Here is a 21,835-nt window from a genome sequence, read left to right on the forward strand (position 1 = left end):
CGCTTAGTGGACACTGTCCACGTTAGCTCAGTTATGTGGACGCTGTCCACGTTGCTATCGTGAACGGATGAGCGCCGACCGATCGACAGCCGGGAACACCAGGTCAGCGGCGCGCCGTCCGCGCGGCGCGGTCCGCGACGGGCTGATCGCCGCCGGCCTGGAACTGGCCCGGACCGGCGGCCCGGACGCCGTGGTGCTGCGCGAGGCGACCAGGATCGTCGGCGTCGTGCCGAACGCCGCCTACCGGCACTTCGCCGACCGCGACGAACTGCTGGCGGCCGTGTGCCTGGCGGCGATGGACGAGCTCGGCGCGCGGATGGCCGCCGAGGTGGCGCGCGTGCCCGGGGAGCACGGCGACCCCGACGCCGCCTTCGGCCGCTTGGCGGCGCTGGGCATGGCGTATCTGGCGTTCGCCCGCGAGGAGCCGGGGCTGTTCGCGACGGCGTTCTCCGTCCCGGAGCAGCATCCTTACCTGCCGCCGACGTCCGGGTCCGGCTCGGAGTCCACGCCGTTGGACCAGCTGCGGGACGTGCTCGACGAGCTGGTCGAGGCCGGGCTGCTGGACGCGGGCCGGCGGGAGGGGATCGAGGTCCCGGTGTGGTCGACGGTGCACGGCCTGGCGGTGCTGACAGGCCAGGGTCCCCTGCGGGCGGCGCCGGAGGAGGATCTCAGGATGCTGACGGATCGGGTGCTCGGGTTCATCGGGGAGAGCCTTCTGGCCCCGGGTGGTTCCGCCTGAGCTAGAGTCACCCGTGAAACGGGGGAAACCGATGGTCAAGCGTGGGGCGGTGTGGGGCTTCGGGGCCGTGACCGGACTCGCGGTCGCGTTCACGGTGTACCTGGGCGATCGGGCGCATGCGGTGACAGCCGATGAGCACGCCTTCGATCGGGCGCGGCCGTGCGCGGCACAGGGACTTGGCCCGGGTGCCCAGGACCCCGACTGCGTGGAGAACATCACGGTCGTCGCAGCCGAATCGCCGGAGCACAAGGACCGGAGCCAGACGGTCACGCTGACGGTCGCCACCAGCGCCACCGACGTGAACCTGACGTTCCCGCGAGGTGTGGGAGCGGCGTTCGACCGGATCCGGATCGGCGACTCCGTGGTCCTGACGAGCTGGCGGGGGCAGATCGTCGCCGCCACCGCGCAGGGGGACACGGAGGTCACGCCCGCCGCGCCGTCCGAGCGGTACCGCTCGCGGTTGGTCGGCGTCTTCTTCGTGGCCGCCTTCACGCTGGTCCTGGTCGGGATGACGCTGCTCAGCGCGATGCTGACGGAGTGGTTCGACACGGCCCTGCGCAGGCGGGTCAGGTTCTTCACCGTTTCCGTCGTGATGTTCGCGGCCCTCGCGACGACGGTCGGTGCCGCGGTGCTCATGCAAGGCGGGAGTCTGGGCACCGCGCTGCTGACGGTGCCGATCGTGGTCGTGGCGGGCGTCGTGGTGGCCGGCGGTGTCGTGCTCTGGCGGTTGTTCCGAACGCGCCGCGAGGTGGACGCCTTCATGCGAGGTATGGCGCGCTGAGGTCAGGCCTCGGATTCCGCGCCGGATTCCGTGTCGCCGTCGCTGTCGCTGTCGCTGTCGCCGTCGCTGCCGTTGTCGCTGTCGTCGGCCGCGAGTGACCGCAGCCCGGGGCGCAGCAGGTCGATGATCCGAGCCGGGTCGGCGTCGGCGAGCTCGTCGTATTTGAGCAGGTGCCGGGACACCGTGATGCCCAGCAGGACGGCGTTGATGACGGCGGCCCGCAGGCCGGCGTCCTCGGCGGGGATGGCCTGCGCGATGTTCGCCTGGTAGCGCTGTCCGGCGCTGCCGATGGCCTCGGCGGCTTCGGGGTTGGTCAGCATCGAGCGCAGGATCGTGAGCGAGGCGACCGGTTCCTCGGCCAGCCGTCCGGCCAGGCCCGCCAGGATGTGCTCGGCCGGCCGGCCCGGCTCGGCGTCGACCTCCGGGACCGGGGCGGCGTCGATCACGCGCCGGAAGAGGGCCTGCTTGGCGCCGAAGTAGTGCATGACCAGGCCCGCGTCCACGCCGGCCGCCGAGGCCACGGCCCGGATCGTGGTGCGCTCGTATCCGACGTCGAAGAAGGACCGGGTGGCGGCGTCGAGGATGCGCTGTTCGGTGCGGCGGCGCTGGTCGGCGCGGGAGCCGGGCTGGGGGTCGGGCTGGGGGTCGGTCACGCCTTCATTCTACGAGCGTTGACCGAGGGGGCCGGCGGGCCTAGGCTGTTCATTGAACAAGCGTTGAATGAAACCCCGAGGGGAAGGGGAGACCCATGTCATCGACTGTTTCGGTCACGCCTGCCGAGCTGCTGGAGCGCCGCCGCCACCTGATCCTGACCGGCGACGCCGAGGGCTTCGCCGCGCTGTTCGCGCCCGATGCGGTGATCGAGGTGCCCTTCGCCGGGACGCCGGAGGCACCGATGCGGCTGGCGGGCAGGCAGGCGATCCTCGAGTACGCGCGGCACGCGATGGCCTCGCTGCTGCGGATGGACGACCTGGAGGTCAGCGCGCTGTACGAGACGCACGACCCTGAGGTGATAATCGCCGAGGTGCGCGCGAGCGGGACCGTCACCACGACGGGCCGGTCGTTCAGCGTGACGGCCGTCCAGATCCTGCGGATCCGGGACGGGCTCATCACGCTGTTCCGCGACTATGCCGACCAGCGGGTGCTGGCCGAGGTGACGGCGGACTAGCTGTACTGGCCGCCCTGTACTGGCCGCCCTTTACTGGCCGCCTAACCGGTGTGGCTGGTGTTGATCTGCCAGCTGGTGCCGTTCTTGACCAGGCCGAAGGTCGTGCGCTCGGTGCTGCTGGTGCCGTTCTTCTCCACGTAGTGGATGGTCGCGACGACCGTGCTCGGCCCGGTCGCGCTCACGTCCGACAGCGTGACCTGCTGGATGCCGTTCCAGAAACTGTCATAGCCGCTGCGGCCGCCGGCCACGTTCGTCTGGTACGCCGACGTCATCTGCGGCCAGGCCGCGTCGAGGTTGCCGGGGAGCAGGGCGTAGTAGTTCGACACGAACGTCACCGGGTCCGAGGCCAGAGTGCTGGTGCTGGCCGTGGTCGAGGGCGTACTCGACGGCGCGGTGCTCGACGGTGCGGTGCTCGACGTGGTGGAGCTCGCTGTCGTGGGCGGCGCCGGGTTGGCCGCGCCACTGCTCGAGGGCGCCGTCGAGGGCCCGTTCGTGGTCCTGGAGTGGGCCGGGGAGGACGGCGTCGAGGCGGTCGAGCCGTGCGCGACCGGCTGGTTCGGGGAGTCGTGGCTGCCGGAGTTCATCGCGACCACGATGGCCACGATCAGGACCGCGGTGCCGACGACGCAGACCACGATCGCCAGCGGCATGCGGCTGCGCTTGGCCGGGGGCGGAGATGCCGGGCTCGCGGCGGGGCTTTTGGAAGCCGGGGGCGGTGTGGACGCCGGGGGCTCCGCGGCCGCTGCCGCCGGTACGGGGGTGTTGCGCGTATTGCGCGTCGACGTCGCGGAGGGCATCGACGAGGTCGGCGTCGCGGCGATCGGGGAGGACTTCGACGTGGGGGTCGAGGCCGGCTCCACGGTCGGCGGCGTGACTCGCGAGGATATGGAGCGCGGCGTCGGTGTCGGCGCCGTGATCGGCACCGGTGCCGACATCGGCGGCGGCGTCACCGAGGCGGGCAGCGGCTCGGAGGCCGGCTGGGGCGTGATCGTGCCGCTCTTCGCGGCTCCCGCCTCCGGCACCACGATCGTCGGCGCGGGGGCCGCGAACGCCTTCGTCTCCGGGGTCAGGGGCCTGATCCCGATCGGCGGCAGCGGCTTGGCCGACAGCCGGTCGAGCCCCTGCCAGACCTGCTTCATCGTGGGCCGGTCGGCGGGCTCGGGGCTGAGCATCCACATGACGGTGTCGGTGAGCGGACCGGAGCGCTTGGGCGACCGGATCTCGTTGCGCACCACACGCAGCAGCAGCGCCATGGCGTTGACGTCCTCGCCGAACGGCGGGGTGCCCTCGACGGCGGCGTAGAGCGTGGCGCCGAGGGAGAAGACGTCGGCCGGGAACGCCACAGGGTGCCCCTGCGCGACCTCGGGCGCGGTGTAGGCGGGGGTGCCGAGGATCTCGCCGGTCGCGGTGACGGTCGCGTCCCCGGCGGCCCGCGAGATGCCGAAGTCGGTGAGCTTCACGGTGCCGTCGGAGGTCATCAGCACGTTGCCGGGCTTGATGTCCCGGTGCACGATCCCGCGCTCGTGCGCGGCGGTGAGCGCCGACGCCAGCTGCGCCCCGATGCTGGTCACCTCGGCCGGCGTGAGCACCGCACCGGTGGCCAGGATGTCGCCCAGGCTCTGCGACGGGACGTACTCCATGATGAGGTAGGGACGGCCATCGTGCTCGGCGACGTCGTAGATGACGACCGCGTTCGGATGCTGCAACCGAGCCGCGATCCGCCCCTCCCGCCGAGCCCGCTGATGCGAGGTGCGGACCTGCGCGCCGCTCATGCCGTGGTCGGGCCGCAACTCCTTGACGGCGACATCACGGCCGAGGACCTCGTCGCGGGCGCGCCAGACGACACCCATCGCACCGCCGCCGATCTCGGCGACGAGGCGGTAGCGGCCGGCGACGAGGGGGGTGGTGGAGGCGGACTTGGGGAAGGTGGGGTCGGGTTCGGGGTCGGCCTCGAACGCCGGGACTTCGACAGCTTCGGGCTCGACCGCTTCTGCTGCGGGCGATTCATCCGAGGCCGCCTCGACCTCAGCCGCTTCGGGCTCGCTTGCCTCAGCCTCGGCCGCCGGAGCTTCGAGGGCCGGGGCTTCGAGGGCCGGAGCCGGTGTCTCCTCGGCTTCATCCGCCTCGGTTTCGAGGGCCGGAGCCTCATCTGCCTCGGATTCGGCTTCGCCACCCTGCGCTTCGGTCGCCTCGGCTTCGCCACCTTGTGCTTCGGCCTCGGCGGTCTCGGGCTCGCTTGCCTCCGGCCCGGCTGCTTCCGACTCGCCTATCTCGGGCGCGTCCGTGCTCGCATCGGGCTCGGTCGCCTCAGCCTCAGTTGACCCGTCCGTGCTCGCGTCCGGCTCGCTCGCGTCCGCCCCAGCCGTTTTCGTCTCCGTCTCCGGCGTGCTCTTCTCAGGCGGGGTGGATTCGGGCGCGGTCGTCTCGGGCACGGTCGTCGGCTGCCCCTCGGCGGGGTCGGCGTTCATCGCAGTTCCCTAACTTCCCCCGCCGCACACGGGCACATCGTCGACGCGAGCGGGTCCGCGGACCCGGGCTCATGGCGGTCCAACCCTATCGCCCATCGGGGGGTTTCGGGCTCAGGGCTTCAACAGCACCGCGCCGACGTTCCGGCGGCCTTCGAGGTCGGCGTGGGCCAGGGGTGCGTCCTGCAGGGGGAGCGCGGCGTGGATGCGTGGGGTGAGGCGTCCGGCGGCCAGTGCGGCCAGTGCCGCTTCGGCGTCGGCGCGCTGCTCGGTGTCCGGTTTGGCGAAGGTGATGCCAGGTCGGCGCCGTGGCCCGCGGCGAGAGCCCGGACCTGCTCGACCCAATCGGGATGCGAGTAGTCGACGACCTCGTCCGCGCCGAGTGCCTTGACGGCTTGCGCCTTGGCCGAACCGCCGCCACCGACACCGAAACCTCCGCCACCCACGCCGCCGACAACCGTCGCACCGGCTGCCTTCGCGGCCTGGACCAGGAGCGACCCGATCCGTCCGGCCGCGGCCGTGATCAGAATCGTCTCGCCCGCCGCCAGCCTCATCGCGCTGAGCATGCCCAGGGCCAGGGCGCCGGCCTGGAAGACCGGGACCGCGTGCTCGAGCTCGATGACGTCCGGGACCTCGAAGAGCCACCGGGTGGCCGCCACCGTCGGCGCCGGAGCCCACGGACGCCACGACTCCGCCGACCTCCAGGCCCGGTATACACGGAAGCGGGAACGGAAAGCGCCCGCTGCGCAGAATCGTGTCGCCGAAGAGCACGCCGGCGACCTCCACATCGATCACCACCTGCCCGGCCGCCGGCACCGGGGCCGGCGCCTCCTTCAAAACGGCGGCTCTGTCCAGGGCGAGACAAGGGGCGGAAAGTGTCTCAGCAGACGGAGAACGTGCGGGTGCGCCGCACGCGCAAACTCCTGCGCGAAGCCCTCATCGACTGCACGGTCGACGACACCACCCCGCCGCCCGAACGCTGGGCCGCCTTCTTCGAGCACATCGACGCCTGCCACCGCTTCTACGGCGCCATGCTCGGCCGCAAGGGCAGCCCCTGGTTCGCCGACCGCATGCGCGCGGCCCTGTCCGCCATGGTGACCGCGCACGTGCCGGCGTCCGAGACCGGCGTGGTCCCGGCATCGGAGACCGACCTGGTCCCGGCGGTCCTCGGCGCGATGTTCACGCAGTCGATCACCTGGTGGCTCGACGCCGGCCGGCCGGTGCCGCCGCGCGAGATCGCCGCCACGTCGGCCCGGCTGGCCGGCGCGGTGATCCGGGAGGCGGGGCGCGGGTCAGGGCGCGGTGATCGGCCACGATGATCGGATACCATGCCGCAGCCAGCACCGAGCATGAGGAGGCCACCCATGGCACCCGTCACCCTGATCACCGGCGGTTCGAGCGGCATCGGCGCCGCGACCGCCCGCGCGCTGCTCGAGCAGGGCCACCGGGTCGCCGTCACCGGCCGCGACGCCGAGCGGCTGGCCGCCTTCGCCGCCGCGACCGGGGCGGGGGAGCAGTTGCTGACCATCGCCGGCGACGCCAGCGACGCCGGCGACGTGGCCGCCACCGTGTCCCAGGTCCTGGAACGCTGGGGGCGCCTGGACACGGTGATCGCCAACGCCGGCTTCTCCCTGCCCGGCACCCTGGAGGACCACGACCCCGAGGACATGCGCGCCATGGTCCTGACCAACGTCCTCGGCCCGGCCCTGCTGGTGCGCGAGACGCTGCCGGCGCTGCGGGAGTCCAAGGGCCGCATCGTGGTCGTCGGCTCGGTCGCGGGCATCCGGTACACGCCCGGGAACCTGTACTCGGTCACCAAGTGGGCCGTGCACGCCCTGGTCGAGAACGTCCGGCTCCTGGTGGGCAAGGACGGCGTCGGCGTCACCCTCGTCGCCCCGGGCGTGGTGGACACCGCCTTCTGGGACGAGCGCGGCGGAGCCCCGGAGGCGTCCCTGACCGCCGAGCAGATCGCCACCACGATCGTGTTCGCCCTCAGTCAGCCCGCGGACGTGGTCGTCAACCAGCTCGTCGTGCGGCCGCTCGGCCAGATCAACTGAGCTGACCTATGACATGAGCTGACCCATGAAATGAGCTGACCCTAGGAAAGCCCGGCGGCCTGCAGGATCTGCTTCAGCTGCGCGGGATCGGACCCGACCACCGACTTGCCGTCGGCGGAGAGCTTGTACACCGACTCCGGGATGTTCAGCGGTTTGCCGTCCAGCAGCAGCGTCGGGGTCCCGCCGAGTCGCAGGGTGTTGAAGTCCGCCATGTTCTGCTGGACCAGGCCCTTGTACGTGCCCGAGGTGACGCAGGATTCGAACGCCGGGGTGTCCAGCCCCGGCACCTGCTTGGCCACCGAGATCAGCTTCGCGGTGTCGCTGTAGCCGTCGACGGACTCGTCCGGCTGGTCGGCATACAGCGCGTCGTGGTACTCGTCGAACTTCCCGGCCGTCGCCGCGCACACCGAGGCCGCGCCCGACCACAGCGAGCCGCTGGTACCGGGATCGTTGGCGTCGATCAGCGTCACCGGGTGGAACAGTACGCGCAGGGTGCCGGCGGCGACGTAGGACTTGTAGACCGAGGCCGAACCGGTCTCCAGGGCCCGGCAGAACGGGCAGCGGAAGTCCTCGTAGACGGACAGCGTGTGCGGCGCCGAGGCCGGGCCGTAGGCCAGCGCCGTCGCCTTGCCCGAAGGATCGGCGTACTTGTCGGCGACCACCGAGCCGTCGGACGGCGCGGAGTAGGCCTGCGGCTTGCTCGACGAGGTGCTGACCGCGATCCCCACCCCGGTCACGGTGCCGAGCACCACCAGCACCGCGGCGAGGATCACCAGCTGTCGCCGTCTCCTCCCGCGGAGCTGCTGGGCCCGGCGCTCGGCCTCGACCCGCTCGCGTGCGGACTGCTTCCTGTCACTGTTCCTCTGACTCATCGCCCACCCAGCTCCGATCGCGCCGCGTAATACCTCACAGAAACCCAGAACCCACGGTTTCCCCGATGTGGTTGCATGGCGCGTCGGACAGGGTGGACGGCCTACTTCTCGTAACGGCCTACTTCTTGTAGAAGAACACCAGCCGGTAGCCGTCCGGGTCGGCCAGCTCGAACTCCGAGCCGCCGCCGGCCCGCTTGGCCGGCTCGCCCGCGGGCTTGTGCCCGGCCGCGACGACCTCCTCGTAAGCCTGCTGGATGTCGTCGACCTTGATGTGCACCGCCGAGGAGGTCCCCGGATCGACCGGGCCGTCGACGGCCGAGACGGTGATCCAGAACCAGTTCACGTACAGCGTCGCCTGCTGCTCGTCGCGCTTGCCGACCCGAAGGCCCAGGCCCTCGTAGAAGGCGACGGTGCGGTCCAGGTCGGAGGACTGGAAGGTGAGACCGGAGATGCTGGCGAGCTTCATGACGGTTCCTTGTCTGTGTGAGGTCGATGCCGTCACACTGACGCCCGGGCCGCCGGGAATGTGACAGGGGGCAAGATGTGACGGCGGCGGCCCCTACCTTTCACCTCAGGTTGTGCGTGTCCTCGCGTTATTAATATCCGCGTTCCATCTGGCGCGTTCATCGTGGGCAGCGTGCGTATAGCCGTCATCACCGAATCGTTCCTCCCACGCGTCAACGGGGTCACGAACTCGGTCTGCCGCGTCCTGGATCAGCTGGCCGCGCGAGGGCACGAGGCGCTCGTCATCGCGGCCAAGCCGGGGCCCGAGCAGTACGCCGGGCATGAGGTGTCCTCCGTCGGAGGGTTCGCGCTGCCGGGATACCGGTCGTTCGTCGTCGGGCTGCCGATGGCGCGGCTGGTCGGCAAGCTGCGCGAGTTCCAGCCGGACGTCGTCTACCTCGCCTCCCCGTTCAGCCTCGGCTACGCCGGCGCTGTCGCCGCGCGCAAGCTGGACATCCCGTGTGTCGCGGTGTTCCAGACCGACATCGCGGGCTTCGCCAAGCGTTACGGCCTGCACGGCACCGACAAGGTGATCTGGTCGTGGCTGCGGCGGATCCACTCCCAGGCCGACCTCACTCTGGTGCCGTCGACAGCGACACTGAAGAGTCTGGACGAGCACGGGATCCCGCGTCTGGCCCTGTGGCGCCGCGGCGTGGACGCCGAGCGCTTCCACCCGCGCTACCGCGACGAGATGCTGCGGCACCAGGTCGCGCCCGGCCGGGAGACGGTCGTCGGGTACGTCGGCCGCCTGGCCCCCGAGAAGCGCGTCGGGATGCTGGCGCATCTCAGCGGGTTGCCCGGGGTGCGGCTGCTGGTCGTGGGCGACGGGCCCGACGAGGGCAGGCTGCGCGCCGCGCTGCCGAACGCGACGTTCACCGGGTTCCTGGACGGGCACGAGCTGTCCCGCGCCTACGCCAGCCTGGACGTGTTCATCCACACCGGCGCCGACGAGACCTTCTGCCAGTCGGTGCAGGAGGCGATGGCCAGCGGCGTCCCGGTGGTGGCGCCGGCCGCCGGCGGGCCGCTGGACCTGGTCACGCCGGGCCGGACCGGGGTGTTGTACGACCCTGATTCGTCCTCCGAACTGCGGGCCGCGGTCATGCGGCTCAGCGCCAACCGCGAGCTGCGGACCCTGTACGGGCACAACGCCCGGGCCGAGGTCGAGACCCGCACCTGGAGCGCCGTCAACGACCAGCTGATGCGGCATCTGGAGACGGTCGTCGCCGACCGGAGCCCGGTCGCCGCCGTGCCTTTCGCCGCCGTGTCGGACGCGGTCGGGCTGACGATCACCGCCGGGGCCAACGCCGCCGCGGGCAGGGTCGGCCAGGTCGGCAGAGTCGGCAAGGTCGGCAAGGCCGGCAAGGTCGGCCGGACCCTCGCGGTCGGCAAGCGCGGCAAGGCGGGCCAGGGCGGCGAGCGCGGCCAGCGTGGCCAGACCGGCCAGACCGGCACCCTCGGCACGGACTCGTCCGCGCCGACCGGCCTCGAAACGGCGGCGTGAATGCCCCGCCCGCATCTGCTCGTCTCCATCCACGACATCGCCCCGGCCAGCGCCCGAGCCACCGAGCGCTGGCTGGCCGACCTCGACGAGCGCGGCATCCCGGGCACCCTGCTGGTGATCCCGGGACCGTGGCGCGGATCCCGGCTGAGTCAGAGCCCTGATCTGGTCGCCTCGCTGCACGACGCCTCCTCGCGCGGCCACGAGCTGGCGTTGCACGGCTGGGCGCACAAGGCCGGAGCGGACGGCGCGCCCTGGCGCCGGGCCGCGGCCACGCTCCTGGCCCGCGGCGCCGCCGAGTTCGCGGCCCTGGACGTCGCCGACGCCACCGCCCGGCTGTCGGCCGGCCTGGCCGAACTGGCCGCGCTGGACATCGAGCCGGTCGGCTTCCACCCGCCGGGCTGGCTCGCCTCGCCCGGCGCGTACCAGGCGCTGCACCGCGTCGGACTGCGGTATTCGAGCTCTCACTTGTTCATCCACGACCTGATCACCGAACAGCGTTACATGCTCCCGGCCCTGTCGCACCGCCCTGGCGGCACCGGCGAGGTCTTCGCGGCCCGGATGATGCGCAGGACCGCCGCCGCGATGGTCCGGCGCGAGCGCTCCTTCCGGGTCGCGCTGCACCCGGACGACCTGCGGCACCCGGGCCTGCGCGCGACCACCCTGGCCGTCATCGACCAGGCGCTGGCCGCCGGCTACCGGGCCGGGACGTACACCGGGCTCGTGATGCGCCGCGCGGCGGTTCCGGCCCCGTGAGGATCGTCCAACTCGCGAACGCCTACAACCCCACCTCCGGCGGCCTGCGGACCGTGGTCGACGAGCTGGGCCGGGGATATGTGGCCGCCGGGCACGAGCGGGTGCTGGTGATCCCCGGCCAGCGGCACTCCCGCGAGCAGGGCGAATCAGGGCTCGTGGTCACGCTGCCGAGCGTACCGGTCAGCGGCGGGTACCGGATGATCCCCCGCTTCTCGCCGGTCCGGGAGCTGCTGGAGGAACTGCAGCCGGACTCGGTCGAGGTCTCGGACAAGGCCACGCTGGCCGCCGCCGGCCCCTGGGCCCGCTCGCGCGGCGTCGGCGCGGTCCTGATCTCGCACGAGCGGCTGGACGCGGTCGCCGCGGCCCGCTTCCCGCACGCCTGGCGCGCCGGCCACCGGGCCCTGAAGCCGGCGCTGCACCGGCGCACCCGGGCGCTGGCGACCCGTTTCGACGCGGTCGTCGTGGCCTCGGCCTTCGCCGGCACCGAGTTCGCCGGCACCGGCGGCTTCCTGCGCGAGATCCCGCTCGGCGTGGACCTGGTCACCTTCCGGCCCACCCATGGCGAGTGCGGGACCGGACGTGAGGAGGCGTCTCGCGGGACCGAGGAGGACCCCTGGCGGCTGGTCTACAGCGGACGGCTGTCGCTGGAGAAGAACCCGATCGCCGCGATCGAGACCATCAAGGCCCTGATCCAGGACGACCTCGCGGTCCACCTCGACGTCTACGGCGACGGCAGCCAGCGCCACCACCTGGAACGCGTCGCCGCCGACCTGCCGATCACCTTCCACGGCCACCTGGCCGACCGGGCCGAACTGGCCGCGCGCATCTCCCGGGCCGACATCGTCATCGCCCCGGGGCCGGCCGAGACCTTCGGGCTCACCGTCCTGGAGTCGCTGGCCTGCGGCACTCCGGTCGTCACCGCGGACACCGGCGGGGCCGGCGAACTGCTCGCCGCCGGAGCGGGTATCGCGGCGGCTTCCACGGGGGCTGATATGGCGCGCGCGGTCGCCGGGATCCTGGCCTGGCCGGAGGCCGAGCGGCGGGCGGCGGCGCGGGAGCGTGCCGAGCAGTTCCCGTGGTCGGCGACCATCGCGTCGATGTTGGACGTGCACGGATCGCTGGCCGCGCGGGAGCGGAGCCTGAGCCGGTTGAAGCGGCGGGGGTTGCGGCGGCGCAAGATCGGCTAGTCGGCTACCTGCTACCTGCTACCTGCTACCTGCTACACAGCTACCCGCAGCATGCCTACTGCGGCGCGCGCAGGCCGTCCAAGAGCACTGCGATGAGCCGCCGGGGCTCATAGCGCGGATCGAGGTCGCGTCCGACGCACAGGTTGCCGACCCCGCGCATCAGCTCGTAGGCGCTGATGTCGGAGCGGATGTCACCGGCGGCGACGGCGGCGTCGATCAGCCGCGTCGCGACGGGCCCGAGCCGGTCCAGGAAGTACGTGTGCAGGGCGGCGAAGGTCGCGTCGTCCGAGCGTAGCGCGTCGGCCAGGCCGTGCTTGGTGACCAGGAAGTCGGTGAACATGTCGATCCACCGGCGCAGCGCGTCGAACGGGGTGTCGGCGTCGGCCAGCAGCGTCGGTCCGGCCTCGGCGCACTCCTCGATCTGGTACCGGTAGACGGCGGTGATCAGGTCCGCGCGGGTGGGGAAGTGGCGGTAGAACGTGCCGACCCCGACGCCCGCCTTGCCTGCGATCTCCCGGATCGGCGCGTCGACGCCCGAGGTCACGAAGACCTCGGCGGCGGCGGTGAGCAGCGTCTGCTCGTTGCGGACCGCGTCGGAACGCTTCTTGCTGGGCACAGGCATCCTCTCGACGCGGTTGACAAAGCGGAACGTGGTTCCGGATACTGAAGCGGAAGGGCGTTCCGTTTCAGTTTAGCCTAGCTGAGCGGCGCCTCGTCGAAGGGAGGCTCCGTCATGAGCCCGTCATATACCCCCGCATCTCCGATCCTGTCGTACAGCCCGGTCGTCCTGCCCGTCGCCGGGCGTCCGGTCGATCTCGAACTACGCGTCTCGGCGCCGGCCGAGGGCACCGGCCTGCCGGTGATCCTGCTGTCCCATGGACACGGCCAGTCCAACAACCTGTCCTCATCCAATGGGTACGGGCCGCTGGCCAATGCCTGGGCCGCGCAGGGATTCGTCGTCATCCAGCCGACCCACCTCAGCTCCCGGACCTTGAGCAGCCACCTCGCCGATCTTCCCGGCGCACCGCTGTTCTGGCGCTCCCGCGCCGCGGACATGGGGCACATCCTTGACCGGCTCGAAGCTGTCGAGCAGGTCGTGCCGCTGCTCGCCGGGCGGCTCGATTCCTCGAAGGTCGCCGTCGCCGGACACTCGCTCGGCGGATTCACCGCGGCCCAGCTGCTCGGTGCGCGGATCACTGATCCGGATACCGGGCAGGTCGCCGATCTGACCGAGCCGCGGATCAGGGCCGGAGTGCTTTTGGCCGCGCCGGGGCGAGGCGGTGACGCGCTGAACGGGCCCTACGCCGCGATCGCGCCGTTCTTCCGGACGGTCGACTACAGCGCGATGGCCGCGCCGGCCCTGGTCGTCGCCGGGGACAAGGACGACTCGCGGCACTTCACCGATGTCGGCCCGCAGTGGCACGCCGACCCCTACACGCTGGCTCCCGGCTCCAAGGCGCTGCTCACGCTGTTCGGCGCCGAACACGGACTCGGCGGCGTCGCCGGTTACGACGCGGCCGAGACCACTGATGAGAACCCTGACATGGTCGCGGCGGTGGTGCGGCTGACGGCGGCCTACCTGCGTTCGCGGCTTTTCGACGGCGACGACGCGTGGGCCGCGGCGTGCCAGGCGCTGACGACCGGCCCCGACGCGGTCGGCCGCGTCGAATCCAAGTGATCCACCCATAGAAAGGCTTTGATCAATCATGTCAGATCTGAATTCTGCGATAGGCGCCGAGACTCCGATCATCTCCGTCAAGCCGGTCGTGCTCGCCGCCCCCGAGCGCGGCGACGACCTGCGGGTGCGGGTGTCAGCGCCGGTGAGCGGAAGCGGCCTGCCGATCGTGGTCTTCTCCCACGGCTTCGGCGGATCGCTGGACAAGTACGCGCCGTTGGCCGACTTCTGGGCCGCGCACGGCTTCGTCGTTCTGCAGCCGACGCACCTGGACTCGCGTACTCTCGCCGTCACTCCTGACGACCCGCGGTTCCCGGAGATCTGGCGGCTGCGTATCAGCGACCTGACGCGGATCCTGGACGACCTCGACACCCTGCTCGCCGCCGTCCCGGGCCTGGCGCAGCGTGCCGACAGCACGCGCGTCGCCGTCGCCGGCCACTCCTGGGGCGCCCAGACCGTGAGCACGCTGCTCGGGGCGCGGGTGCTCGACCCGTCGGGCATCCCCGGCGAGGACTTCGCCGACAAGCGCGTGACGGCGGGCGTCCTGCTGTCCCTGACCGGCACCGGCGAGAGCCTGACGCCGTTCGCGGCGGAGAACTTCCCCTTCATGAACCCGGAGTTCAGCGGCCTGACCACCCCTGCGCTCATGGTCACCGGCGACCACGACCAGTCGCTGCTCTCGACACGCGGCCCGGACTGGTTCACCGACGCCTACTCCATGAGCCCTGGCGTCCAGTACCTGTTGACGCTGTTCGGCGGCGAGCACTCGCTCGGAGGCATCGTCGGGTACTCGCACACCGAGACCACTGACGAGAGTCCGGAGCGGGTCGCGCTCATTCAGCGCGTCACGACGGCGTACTTGCGCACGGCGCTGGCGGTGGATGAGGGGAGCTTCGAGGCGGTGGCCGTGGAGCTGGACCAGGATGCTGATTCGGTCGGGCGGCTCGACGCGAAGTAGAAGCGCGAACGGCGGGACCGGAATCGCTCCGGTCCCGCCGGCCTTGGCGCCGCGGCGCGCGAGTCGCTCAGCCCGTCGCCGGGTTCAGGGCGCTGATCGCCGCCGGCGCCATCTGCGAGATGCGCTCCCGCTGCGGGAAGGCGCCGACCGGGACCCGGGCGACCTCGGTCGCGGTGGCGTAGTCGATCACCGAGACCTGGCCGAGGTTGCTCAGCGAGACGAAGCAGTACTGGCCGTCGGCGCTGGTCTGGCCCCAGTAGGGGAGCGCCCCGGCGGGGTAGTTCACCATGCCGGTGGTGGTGAGGTTCGAGGTCGCGACGATGGCCGTGTAGTCGTCGATGGTGCCGACGTCGCAGAGCTTTGATCCGTCGCCGTTCAGGGCCAGGCCGTGGTGCGCCGAGTTCTTCGGGTAGTCGTCGGGCTTCAGGGTCGTGCCGCCGCTGGCGTACGGCATCTGGACCGTGTTCAGGATCTGCGAGGTGTTCAGGTCGTACTTCACGAAGCCGTTCAGGTACGACAGGTCGGCGTAGAACGTGTGGCCGTCGGGGGCGATCTCGTTCGGGCGGATGCCGTGGGGGAGGGTCCAGGTCTGCACGACCTGCAGGGTCTGGGCGTCCACCTTGGTCAGCTGGAACGAGCCCTTCGCCCACTCCAGCGACTGCGGGAGCGAGGTGATGCCGATGCTGGAGTTGTAGATGTACTTGCCGTCGGCCGAGTAGTCGTTCTGGTGCGGGTAGGTCCCGGTCGGGAACGAGCCCACGACGTTGCCCGTCGCGGTGTCGATGACCTGCGCCACCTGCGCGGTGGTCGCCGAGACGACGTAGCGGGTGCCGTCGGGGGACAGGGCCGCGTGGTCGGCGTGGAAGCCGGACAGCCGGGTGTGCCACAGCTCGGCGTGCGTGGTCAGGTCGAAGGCGGCGACGTCGTCGAGGTTGCCGCGCGAGACGTAGAGCGTCTTGCCGTCGGGGGAGACGGTCGCGTCGTCGACGTACCGGTCGCCGCCCTCGACCGCGCGGACCGCCTCGTAGCCGGCGAGCCAGATCGGGTTCAGGTAGATCTCCAGCATGCGCTGGGACAGGTCGGGGATGACGTTGATGGAACCGAGGTTGGCGAAGGTGTGGCCGTCGATCACGCTGACCGTCCCGGCCTGGCTGTTCCCGACCACCAGCACGTCGCGCAGACCGGAGTCGGCGGACGCGCCGGTCATCGAGGTGGTCGTCAGGCCGGCGGCGGTCAGGGCCGCCGCCGCCAGGATCCGGGTGAGCCGTTGGAGGCTTCGTGGCATGAGATGCTCCCAGGGCCGTACAAGGTGGGGTGTATCGGGGCCTTGAGACCATAGGAGCGATGCCTGAAAGAGTCCATGACGGCGTGGCGCAAAAGCGTCAGCAGCCGCTGTCCGCGATGACGTAATAGCCGGGGCTGGTCTCCTTCAGGGTGTGGGTGACGGCCACGTTCCACAGGCCCATGTTCTGGTTCGAGCCGTCCGCGTAGGTGTAGCCGCCGGACTGGTAGGCGCGGCCGGCGACGGTCTGGGCGTAGTTGTTCGCGGTGAAGCATTGGGCCGGCGCCGAGGAGGACGTGGATGTGGTCGGCGGCGTCGAGGTCGGTGTGGTCGGTGTCGTCGGCGGCGTGGAGGGCGTGGTGGACGGCGTGGTGGAGGGCGTGGTGGAGGGCGTCGTGGTCGGCAGTGTGCCGGAGTTCAGCCCCCAGAACATCGCCGTGTAGTACGTCGAGCAGATGTAGCTCAGGAAGTACGCGCCGGTCGATCCGCATTGCGCGGCGCCCGATCCCGGATCCACGGCGAGGCCGTGCCCCATGCCGTTGATCGAGTACATCTCGACCGCGGGCTTGCCGCTGCCGTCGTTGTAGACCGACTCCGTCGTTCCGCCGCTCAGGCTCTGCGTGCTCGATGCCGTCTGGCTGATGCCCCAGGCGTTCGTCCACTGGTCGCGCAGTTCCGTGGCGTTGACGGGATAGACCGTGTAGTCCGCGCTGCCCTGCCAGATCGCGACCCGAGGCCACGGTCCGCTGTATCCGGGGTCTGAGTTGCGCACCTTGTCGCCCCACTGTGCCGGAGTGAGGTTCTGGCTACTCGTCTGACACGAGGAGGCTGCCGACTGCGAGGTCGCGCACTGTGCCGGCAGGCCCGAGTCGATCGCCCCGCCGGCGAACACGTCCGGGTAGTCGGCCAGCAGGTCGGCGGTCATGCCGGCGCCGGCGGACAGCCCGGTGACGTAGACGCGGTGCGGATCGGAGCCGTAGTGGCTCTCGGCGTAGGACACCATCTGCGCGACGGACGCGGCCTCGCCGTTGCCGCGCGTGTCCTTCGTGGAGTCGAACCAACTGAAGCAGGACAAGGAGTTGTTCGCGCTGGACGTCTGCGGGAACACCACCGTGAAGCCCCACTGGTCGGCGAACTGCGACCAGCCGGAGTGGTCGTAGTAGTCGGTGGCGGTCTGGGTGCAGCCGTGCAGGGCCACGACGAGTGGTGCGCCTTGCGGCAGGTTCTGGGGGACGTAGCTGTACATCGCCAGGTTGCCGGGGTTCGAGCCGAAGCCGGTGACCTGGTTCAGGGTCGAGGCGGCGTGGGCCGTGCCGGAGGGGACGAGCGTCAGGGCCGAGGCGGCCAGAGTCAGGAGCGCGGCGGCGAGCGATGCCAGTACGCCGCGTCGCCTGGGGGTGGTGCGGGCCATTGCGTAACCTCCCGTTCACCTATGGGGTGACGGGACCGTACTGCCGCTGATAGCTGTATACGATGTCTGCGCGCCCCATAATCACGGGGCGCGCAGTGGGGCATGCGGTTAAACCGTTCCGCCGTTCACGCGGATGTTCTGCGCGGTGACCCATGCGGCGGCGTCGCCGGCGAGGAACGTGACCACGGAGGCGATGTCGGCAGGACGTCCCAGGCGGCCGAAGGCGCTCAGCGCTTCCAGGCCGGCGAGGAACTCAGGGCTCTTGCCGTCGCGGTAGGTCTCGGTCTCCGTCGCGCCCGGGCTCACGGTGTTGATCGTGATGCCGCGCCTGCCGAAGTCCTTGGACAGGATGCGCGTGAACTGCTCGACAGCGCCCTTGGTCGCGTCGTACACCGCATAGCCCGGCAGCATCAGCGCGGTGGTGGAGCTCGACACCGTCACAACGCGGCCGCCGTCGCGCATCCGTTCAAGCGCCAGTTGCAGGCCATGGAAGACGCCTTTGACGTTGACCTCGAAGCTCGTGTCGAACTCCGCCTCGGTGACCTCGCCGAAGGGCTTGGTCACCGCGACGGCGGCGTTGTTCACCAGGATGTCCCAGCCGCCGAACTCCTCGGTCAGGCGGTCTGCCATCGCGGTGTACTGATCGCGGTGGCGCACGTCCGCCGCGACGGCGATAGCCGTGCCGCCGGCGGCGGTGATCGCCTCGACCACCGCCGCCGCCGGCTCCGGGGTGTGGTCGTGGTTGACCACGACGCGCGCTCCGGCGGCCGCCAGGCTCCCGGCGATCGCCTTGCCGATGCCGGTGGCGGCGCCGGTGACCAGCGCGGTCCTGCCCGTCAGCGGGCGCCGGGCCGCGTCGGTGCTCACGCCTGGAACCAGTAGTCGAGCCACACTTCCGCGCCCTCGCCGAGGTTCGCCGTGAAGCCGCCGGTGCCGCGCAGCCCGGTCAGCTCGGCGGTGGCCGATCCCGGGACGACGAACCATTCGCCGGACACCACGCTGCCCTCAAGCGTGCCCTGGTCCTGCAACAGGAACGTGCCCCGCTTGCCGGCCAGGGTGCCCGAGACGCGCTCGACGCCGACGAAGCTCGCCGAGCCGTCGGCGAACGCGGCCTGCAGGAACTCCACGACGCCGTCGGCCTCGATGTCGCCGGCGAAGCTCTCCTCGACGTGGATCCTGCTCAGGGTGCCGCCGTCGGCGGTCTGGTCGTAGACGGCCGGTTCGTACTTGGCGACGGTGATGACGGCCTTGGCGCGGGTGGTTTCGGGGGCGCTCATCGTGCTGCTCCTGGGGTCCGGTTTCCTTATCGCAACGTTCTGCGAGGAAGGTAGGGGACCGCTATATCGCGGCGATATCGCGCCGCGGGACCTCAGGAGACCTTGCGTCCCACCGCGGCGTAGGTGATCTGCTGGTGGTTCGCCGGGACCGGGCCGTCGGGGCGCCACTCGGCCAGCAGCACCAGGCCCGGGTCCACCAGCTCGACACCCTTGAGCAGGTCCATGACCTCCGCCGAGGTGCGCACCCGGCACGGCATCGACGAGGCCTGATAAGCGGCCTGGACGGCGTCGCCGATGGCCGGGGCGAAGTCCGGGGTGCCGTGGCTGATCGCCAGGTAGCTGCTTTCGGGGACGGCGTCCAGCAGGGTGCTGATCAGCTCGCCGGGGTTGTCGTTGTCCGGCAGGAAGTGCAGGATCCCGATCAGCAGGACCGCCACCGGCCGGGTGAAGTCGATGACGTCGGTCAGCGCCGGATCGGCCAGCAGCTTGCCGGGGTCGCGGGCGTCGGCGTGGATGAACACGGTGCGGCCGTGGTCCTGGTCGGCCATCAGGACGCGGGCGTGCGCCAGCACGATCGGGTCGTTGTCGATGTACGCGATGCGCGCGTCGGGGGCTGTCTTCTGCGCGACCTCGTGCGTGTTCTCCTGCGTCGGCAGCCCGGTCCCGATGTCGATGAACTGCCGGATGCCGGCCTCGGCCAGGAACCGCACCGCGCGGCGCAGGTATTCGCGCTGTTCGCGACAGGTGTCGCGCATCCCCGGATTCCCCTTGAGGATTCGCGCAGCGGCTTCGCGGTCCGCCGGGAAGTTGTCCTTGCCGCCGAGGAAGAAGTCGTACACCCGAGCGATGTGCGCCACGGACGTGTCGATGGTGGTGGGCAACCAGCGCCCGACCCCCTCGACACCACTGTGACGCTGGGCATTCTCAGACATGCACACCTCCACCCTCGGCGGCCGGCCCCATCCGCCGGCGGTCCGTTGGGGCATCAGGATACTGTGTGCCGCGTCACGTCGCGGGCGGACCGCCGGCGGCGACGTCGACCACCCAGGTGAGGCCGAAGCGGTCCGTGAGCATCCCGTATGCGGGAGCCCACGGCGAGGGCTTCAGGTCCTGCAGGATGACCGCGCCGTCGGACAGCTTCTCCCAGACCGGCGTGACGTCCTCGACGCTCTGGCCGCGCACCGATTCGAAGAACGGCGCGACGCCCTTGTCGTAGGGCCGGTCGGCGGGGACGTCGTAGGCCATGATGGCGAAGCCGCTGGGCGCGGTCACCTGGCCCCACATGATCTGGTCGGCCTCCTCGGGACTCTGCGCGGCGTTCATCGCGCCGTAGGTGATGACGGTCAGCTCGCCGCCGAAGACGTCGCGGTAGAACTCCAGTGCGGCGCGGGCGTCGCCGCGGAAGTTGACGTGGGTCGTGGACTTGAGGGTCTGGGTCTGGGTCTGGTTCTCGTTCTGGTTTTCGTTCATGGGGAACACCGTCGCAGTAGTAGCGGCCAGGTTGTGTCCTCTACTCCAGGCATGATGGAAGACATGCCGAAGACGTCCGCACGGTTGCTGTCCCTGTTGTCGTTGTTGCAGGCGCGCCGCGATTGGCCGGGCGCGGACCTGGCCGAGCGTCTGGAGGTGAGTCCGCGGACGGTGCGGCGCGACATCGACCGGCTGCGCGAGCTCGGCTATCCGATAGCGACGACGAAGGGGCCGGACGGCGGCTACCGGCTGGCCGCCGGCTCGGAGTTGCCGCCGTTGTTGTTCGACGACGACCAGGCCGTGGCGTTGGCGGTGGCCCTGCAGGCCGCGGTCGCCGGGGGCGGGGGGATCGAGGAGGCGGCGGTGCGTGCGCTGAACACGGTGCGGCAGGTGCTGCCGTCGCGGTTGCGGCGCCGGGTCGACATGGTCCAGGTGACCGCGATCGGTTCGGGCGCGGGGCAGGCGGCGGTGGGGGTGGAGGTGCTCACGGCGCTCAGCGCCGCGATCCACGCGCGGGAGGTACTGCGCTTCGACTACGCGGACGCGGACATGCCGCGCCGGGTGGAGCCCCAGCATCTGGTCACGCGCGGCGGACGCTGGTATCTGGTGGCGTGGGATCTGGAGCGGGACGACTGGCGCGTGTTCCGTGCCGACCGCATCAGGCCTCGTATTCCGACCGGACCGCGCTTCAGTCCGCGTGAAGTGCCCGGCGGCGATGTGGCGGCGTTCGTCACCAGCCGCTTTCAGGGCTCTGACGGTGGCGGCTGGCCCTGTCGCGGTGAAGTGATCCTGCACGCGCCGATCGCGGAGGTGGCGCCGTTCGCGCACGACGCGGTCGTGGAGGAGGTGGGACCGGAGCGCTGCCGCCTCGTGCTGGGAGCCTGGTCGTGGCCGGCGTTGGCGGCGGCGGTCGGCGCGTTCGACGCCGATGTCGAGGTGGTCGGGCCGGCGGAGCTGAAATACGCTTTCGCGATGCTGGCCCGGCGCTACGCTTCTGCGGCAAGGGGGACATCATGAGCGAGACTGTGGCCGCCGCGTTGGACGGCATCGACCGCGCCTTCGGCCCGCGCACCGGCCGGACCGCGCCGGTCGACGGCTGCCGCCACTGTTACACCGAGGAGGAGCTCGCCAGGCTGTCCGGGCCGGCCGGGCAGATCGCCGAAGCAGAGCTCTTCGACGCGGTCTTCAGTTGGGGCAACACGCTGGACGACAGCGTGGCGTGGCTGCGCTGGGTCACGCCCCGTCTGATGCGCGACATGATGGAGACCGGGCAACTGCTCGACGACGAGATGGTCGCAGTGCGGCTGCACAAGGCCGAGTGGCGGGAGTGGCCGCCCGCTGAGCGTCAGGCCATTGAGACACTGTGCTCGGCCTGGTGGCGGACGGCGCTTGCGGGCCCCGTGGACGAGTGGCCGGTGACCGGTGCGCTGGCGTTCCTGGTGCCGCTCACCCGGGAGATCGCGCCGTGGCTGGAGATCTGGACCCGGACGCCGGGTCGCTCCGCCGACCTTCAGGTGGCCGAGCTGTGGCGGGAGTGGGGCCAGCAGATCCTGGCCGGCGAGCTCGACATCTCGGTCTACGTCGACGGCCCGAACATCGCCCCCGACCTCGCCGACTGGCTGCTCCGGCACGGTGCGGCGCGACTGGCCGACGGCGATCTCGACGAGCTGTCGGCCTGGTCGCTGGCGCAGTTGCCACTGCCGGCCGAGGAGCGGTGGCGGTGAGCATACGCCGG

Annotated in this window: 24 protein-coding genes and 1 pseudogene; 12 read left to right on the forward strand and 13 right to left on the reverse strand. The window is 71.0% G+C overall.

All coding sequences use genetic code 11. The annotated features are described in order from the left end of the window. Nucleotides 1-67 precede the first annotated feature (67 nt). Both ABH926_RS15125 and ABH926_RS15130 read left to right on the forward strand, forming a co-directional pair. Nucleotides 68-739, forward strand: a complete 672-nt coding sequence (locus tag ABH926_RS15125; protein WP_370366168.1) for a TetR/AcrR family transcriptional regulator — start codon at nt 68-70, stop codon at nt 737-739. A gap of 31 nt (nt 740-770) precedes the next feature. Beyond that, entirely contained in the window at nt 771-1,520 is a 750-nt protein-coding gene (locus ABH926_RS15130) for a hypothetical protein (protein ID WP_370366169.1), read from the forward strand. A 2-nt stretch (nt 1,521-1,522) separates the two neighbouring features. Here ABH926_RS15130 and ABH926_RS15135 read toward each other — a convergent pair whose 3' ends face one another. Further along, complete coding sequence (locus ABH926_RS15135) at nt 1,523-2,173, reverse strand: TetR/AcrR family transcriptional regulator (RefSeq protein ID WP_370366170.1); 651 nt, start codon at nt 2,171-2,173, stop codon at nt 1,523-1,525. Between the two features lie 95 nt (nt 2,174-2,268). Here ABH926_RS15135 and ABH926_RS15140 point away from each other — a divergent pair, with 95 nt between their 5' ends. Further along, nucleotides 2,269-2,688 carry a nuclear transport factor 2 family protein gene (locus ABH926_RS15140; RefSeq protein ID WP_370366171.1) on the forward strand — a complete coding sequence of 140 codons (420 nt, stop codon included), beginning with the start codon at nt 2,269-2,271 and terminating at the stop codon, nt 2,686-2,688. 41 nt (nt 2,689-2,729) lie between these two features. Here the strand turns inward: ABH926_RS15140 and ABH926_RS15145 are convergent, their stop codons facing one another. From ABH926_RS15145 to ABH926_RS15155, 3 genes and pseudogenes are all read right to left on the reverse strand, one after another. After that, nucleotides 2,730-5,156, reverse strand: coding sequence for a protein kinase (locus ABH926_RS15145; RefSeq protein WP_370366172.1), 2,427 nt, complete (start codon nt 5,154-5,156; stop codon nt 2,730-2,732). Between the two features lie 111 nt (nt 5,157-5,267). After that, on the reverse strand, nt 5,268-5,498 hold the full coding sequence (locus tag ABH926_RS15150; RefSeq protein WP_370366334.1) for a zinc-binding dehydrogenase: 231 nt from the start codon (nt 5,496-5,498) through the stop codon (nt 5,268-5,270). An 8-nt stretch (nt 5,499-5,506) separates the two neighbouring features. Further along, nucleotides 5,507-5,941 (reverse strand): annotated as a pseudogene (locus tag ABH926_RS15155) (hypothetical protein); the annotation flags it as partial. Between the two features lie 87 nt (nt 5,942-6,028). Here ABH926_RS15155 and ABH926_RS15160 point away from each other — a divergent pair. Then, nucleotides 6,029-6,472 carry a TetR-like C-terminal domain-containing protein gene (locus ABH926_RS15160; protein WP_370366173.1) on the forward strand — a complete coding sequence of 148 codons (444 nt, stop codon included), beginning with the start codon at nt 6,029-6,031 and terminating at the stop codon, nt 6,470-6,472. Between the two features lie 45 nt (nt 6,473-6,517). Then, nucleotides 6,518-7,210, forward strand: coding sequence for an SDR family oxidoreductase (locus ABH926_RS15165; protein ID WP_370366174.1), 693 nt, complete (start codon nt 6,518-6,520; stop codon nt 7,208-7,210). A gap of 41 nt (nt 7,211-7,251) precedes the next feature. Here ABH926_RS15165 and ABH926_RS15170 read toward each other — a convergent pair whose 3' ends face one another. After that, nucleotides 7,252-8,082, reverse strand: coding sequence for a DsbA family protein (locus ABH926_RS15170; protein WP_370366175.1), 831 nt, complete (start codon nt 8,080-8,082; stop codon nt 7,252-7,254). 118 nt (nt 8,083-8,200) lie between these two features. Next, complete coding sequence (locus tag ABH926_RS15175) at nt 8,201-8,548, reverse strand: VOC family protein (protein WP_370366176.1); 348 nt, start codon at nt 8,546-8,548, stop codon at nt 8,201-8,203. Between the two features lie 171 nt (nt 8,549-8,719). Here ABH926_RS15175 and ABH926_RS15180 point away from each other — a divergent pair, with 171 nt between their 5' ends. From ABH926_RS15180 to ABH926_RS15190, 3 genes are read left to right on the forward strand one after another with little or no spacing between them, the layout of a single operon-like run. Next, nucleotides 8,720-10,087, forward strand: a complete 1,368-nt coding sequence (locus ABH926_RS15180) for a glycosyltransferase family 4 protein (RefSeq protein ID WP_370366177.1) — start codon at nt 8,720-8,722, stop codon at nt 10,085-10,087. Further along, the gene (locus tag ABH926_RS15185) at nt 10,088-10,840 is read left to right on the forward strand and encodes a DUF2334 domain-containing protein (protein ID WP_370366178.1); all 753 of its coding nucleotides are present in this window, start codon (nt 10,088-10,090) and stop codon (nt 10,838-10,840) included. Then, nucleotides 10,837-12,027, forward strand: coding sequence for a glycosyltransferase (locus ABH926_RS15190; protein WP_370366179.1), 1,191 nt, complete (start codon nt 10,837-10,839; stop codon nt 12,025-12,027). Before ABH926_RS15185 ends, ABH926_RS15190 begins: the two co-directional genes overlap by 4 nt. A gap of 55 nt (nt 12,028-12,082) precedes the next feature. Here the strand turns inward: ABH926_RS15190 and ABH926_RS15195 are convergent, their stop codons facing one another. Beyond that, the gene (locus ABH926_RS15195) at nt 12,083-12,649 is read right to left on the reverse strand and encodes a TetR/AcrR family transcriptional regulator (protein WP_370366181.1); all 567 of its coding nucleotides are present in this window, start codon (nt 12,647-12,649) and stop codon (nt 12,083-12,085) included. Between the two features lie 111 nt (nt 12,650-12,760). Between ABH926_RS15195 and ABH926_RS15200 the strand changes: the two genes are divergently transcribed. After that, complete coding sequence (locus ABH926_RS15200) at nt 12,761-13,705, forward strand: alpha/beta hydrolase family protein (RefSeq protein WP_370366182.1); 945 nt, start codon at nt 12,761-12,763, stop codon at nt 13,703-13,705. A gap of 28 nt (nt 13,706-13,733) precedes the next feature. Continuing rightward, nucleotides 13,734-14,660 carry an alpha/beta hydrolase family protein gene (locus ABH926_RS15205; protein ID WP_370366183.1) on the forward strand — a complete coding sequence of 309 codons (927 nt, stop codon included), beginning with the start codon at nt 13,734-13,736 and terminating at the stop codon, nt 14,658-14,660. A 67-nt stretch (nt 14,661-14,727) separates the two neighbouring features. Here the strand turns inward: ABH926_RS15205 and ABH926_RS15210 are convergent, their stop codons facing one another. The 6 genes from ABH926_RS15210 to ABH926_RS15235 form a co-directional block, all read right to left on the reverse strand. After that, entirely contained in the window at nt 14,728-15,945 is a 1,218-nt protein-coding gene (locus tag ABH926_RS15210; RefSeq protein WP_370366184.1) for a YncE family protein, read from the reverse strand. Between the two features lie 97 nt (nt 15,946-16,042). Further along, nucleotides 16,043-17,353 (reverse strand): PHB depolymerase family esterase, encoded by a 1,311-nt coding sequence (locus ABH926_RS15215; protein ID WP_370366185.1) that lies wholly within the window; start codon nt 17,351-17,353, stop codon nt 16,043-16,045. 108 nt (nt 17,354-17,461) lie between these two features. Further along, nucleotides 17,462-18,220, reverse strand: a complete 759-nt coding sequence (locus ABH926_RS15220; RefSeq protein ID WP_370366186.1) for an SDR family oxidoreductase — start codon at nt 18,218-18,220, stop codon at nt 17,462-17,464. Further along, a complete protein-coding gene (locus ABH926_RS15225; protein ID WP_370366188.1) occupies nt 18,217-18,630 on the reverse strand; it encodes a DUF3224 domain-containing protein in 414 nt (137 codons plus the stop codon). Before ABH926_RS15225 ends, ABH926_RS15220 begins: the two co-directional genes overlap by 4 nt. Nucleotides 18,631-18,722: 92 nt before the next feature. Continuing rightward, the gene (locus tag ABH926_RS15230) at nt 18,723-19,562 is read right to left on the reverse strand and encodes an SAM-dependent methyltransferase (protein ID WP_370366189.1); all 840 of its coding nucleotides are present in this window, start codon (nt 19,560-19,562) and stop codon (nt 18,723-18,725) included. Between the two features lie 73 nt (nt 19,563-19,635). After that, complete coding sequence (locus ABH926_RS15235) at nt 19,636-20,100, reverse strand: VOC family protein (RefSeq protein WP_370366190.1); 465 nt, start codon at nt 20,098-20,100, stop codon at nt 19,636-19,638. A 63-nt stretch (nt 20,101-20,163) separates the two neighbouring features. Here ABH926_RS15235 and ABH926_RS15240 point away from each other — a divergent pair, with 63 nt between their 5' ends. Together ABH926_RS15240 and ABH926_RS15245 are read left to right on the forward strand one after the other, a co-directional pair. Then, entirely contained in the window at nt 20,164-21,117 is a 954-nt protein-coding gene (locus tag ABH926_RS15240) for a helix-turn-helix transcriptional regulator (protein ID WP_370366192.1), read from the forward strand. Beyond that, the gene (locus ABH926_RS15245; RefSeq protein WP_370366193.1) at nt 21,114-21,824 is read left to right on the forward strand and encodes a hypothetical protein; all 711 of its coding nucleotides are present in this window, start codon (nt 21,114-21,116) and stop codon (nt 21,822-21,824) included. The genes ABH926_RS15240 and ABH926_RS15245 overlap by 4 nt, the downstream gene beginning before the upstream one ends. Nucleotides 21,825-21,835 lie beyond the last annotated feature (11 nt).

Source organism: Catenulispora sp. GP43 (genome assembly GCF_041260665.1).
Lineage (GTDB): Bacteria > Actinomycetota > Actinomycetes > Streptomycetales > Catenulisporaceae > Catenulispora.

Bases quoted from the DNA above. Each gene is read 5' to 3' on its own strand.
- ABH926_RS15225 (WP_370366188.1), bottom strand. From the start codon at position 18,630: ATGAGCGCCCCCGAAACCACCCGCGCCAAGGCCGTCATCACCGTCGCC.
- ABH926_RS15175 (WP_370366176.1), bottom strand. From the start codon at position 8,548: ATGAAGCTCGCCAGCATCTCCGGTCTCACCTTCCAGTCCTCCGACCTG.
- ABH926_RS15145 (WP_370366172.1), bottom strand. From the start codon at position 5,156: ATGAACGCCGACCCCGCCGAGGGGCAGCCGACGACCGTGCCCGAGACG.
- ABH926_RS15245 (WP_370366193.1), top strand. From the start codon at position 21,114: ATGAGCGAGACTGTGGCCGCCGCGTTGGACGGCATCGACCGCGCCTTC.
- ABH926_RS15165 (WP_370366174.1), top strand. From the start codon at position 6,518: ATGGCACCCGTCACCCTGATCACCGGCGGTTCGAGCGGCATCGGCGCC.
- ABH926_RS15200 (WP_370366182.1), top strand. From the start codon at position 12,761: ATGAGCCCGTCATATACCCCCGCATCTCCGATCCTGTCGTACAGCCCG.
- ABH926_RS15140 (WP_370366171.1), top strand. From the start codon at position 2,269: ATGTCATCGACTGTTTCGGTCACGCCTGCCGAGCTGCTGGAGCGCCGC.
- ABH926_RS15170 (WP_370366175.1), bottom strand. From the start codon at position 8,082: ATGAGTCAGAGGAACAGTGACAGGAAGCAGTCCGCACGCGAGCGGGTC.
- ABH926_RS15195 (WP_370366181.1), bottom strand. From the start codon at position 12,649: ATGCCTGTGCCCAGCAAGAAGCGTTCCGACGCGGTCCGCAACGAGCAG.
- ABH926_RS15230 (WP_370366189.1), bottom strand. From the start codon at position 19,562: ATGTCTGAGAATGCCCAGCGTCACAGTGGTGTCGAGGGGGTCGGGCGC.
- ABH926_RS15235 (WP_370366190.1), bottom strand. From the start codon at position 20,100: ATGAACGAAAACCAGAACGAGAACCAGACCCAGACCCAGACCCTCAAG.
- ABH926_RS15130 (WP_370366169.1), top strand. From the start codon at position 771: ATGGTCAAGCGTGGGGCGGTGTGGGGCTTCGGGGCCGTGACCGGACTC.
- ABH926_RS15240 (WP_370366192.1), top strand. From the start codon at position 20,164: ATGCCGAAGACGTCCGCACGGTTGCTGTCCCTGTTGTCGTTGTTGCAG.
- ABH926_RS15125 (WP_370366168.1), top strand. From the start codon at position 68: ATGAGCGCCGACCGATCGACAGCCGGGAACACCAGGTCAGCGGCGCGC.
- ABH926_RS15205 (WP_370366183.1), top strand. From the start codon at position 13,734: ATGTCAGATCTGAATTCTGCGATAGGCGCCGAGACTCCGATCATCTCC.
- ABH926_RS15185 (WP_370366178.1), top strand. From the start codon at position 10,088: ATGCCCCGCCCGCATCTGCTCGTCTCCATCCACGACATCGCCCCGGCC.
- ABH926_RS15210 (WP_370366184.1), bottom strand. From the start codon at position 15,945: ATGCCACGAAGCCTCCAACGGCTCACCCGGATCCTGGCGGCGGCGGCC.
- ABH926_RS15215 (WP_370366185.1), bottom strand. From the start codon at position 17,353: ATGGCCCGCACCACCCCCAGGCGACGCGGCGTACTGGCATCGCTCGCC.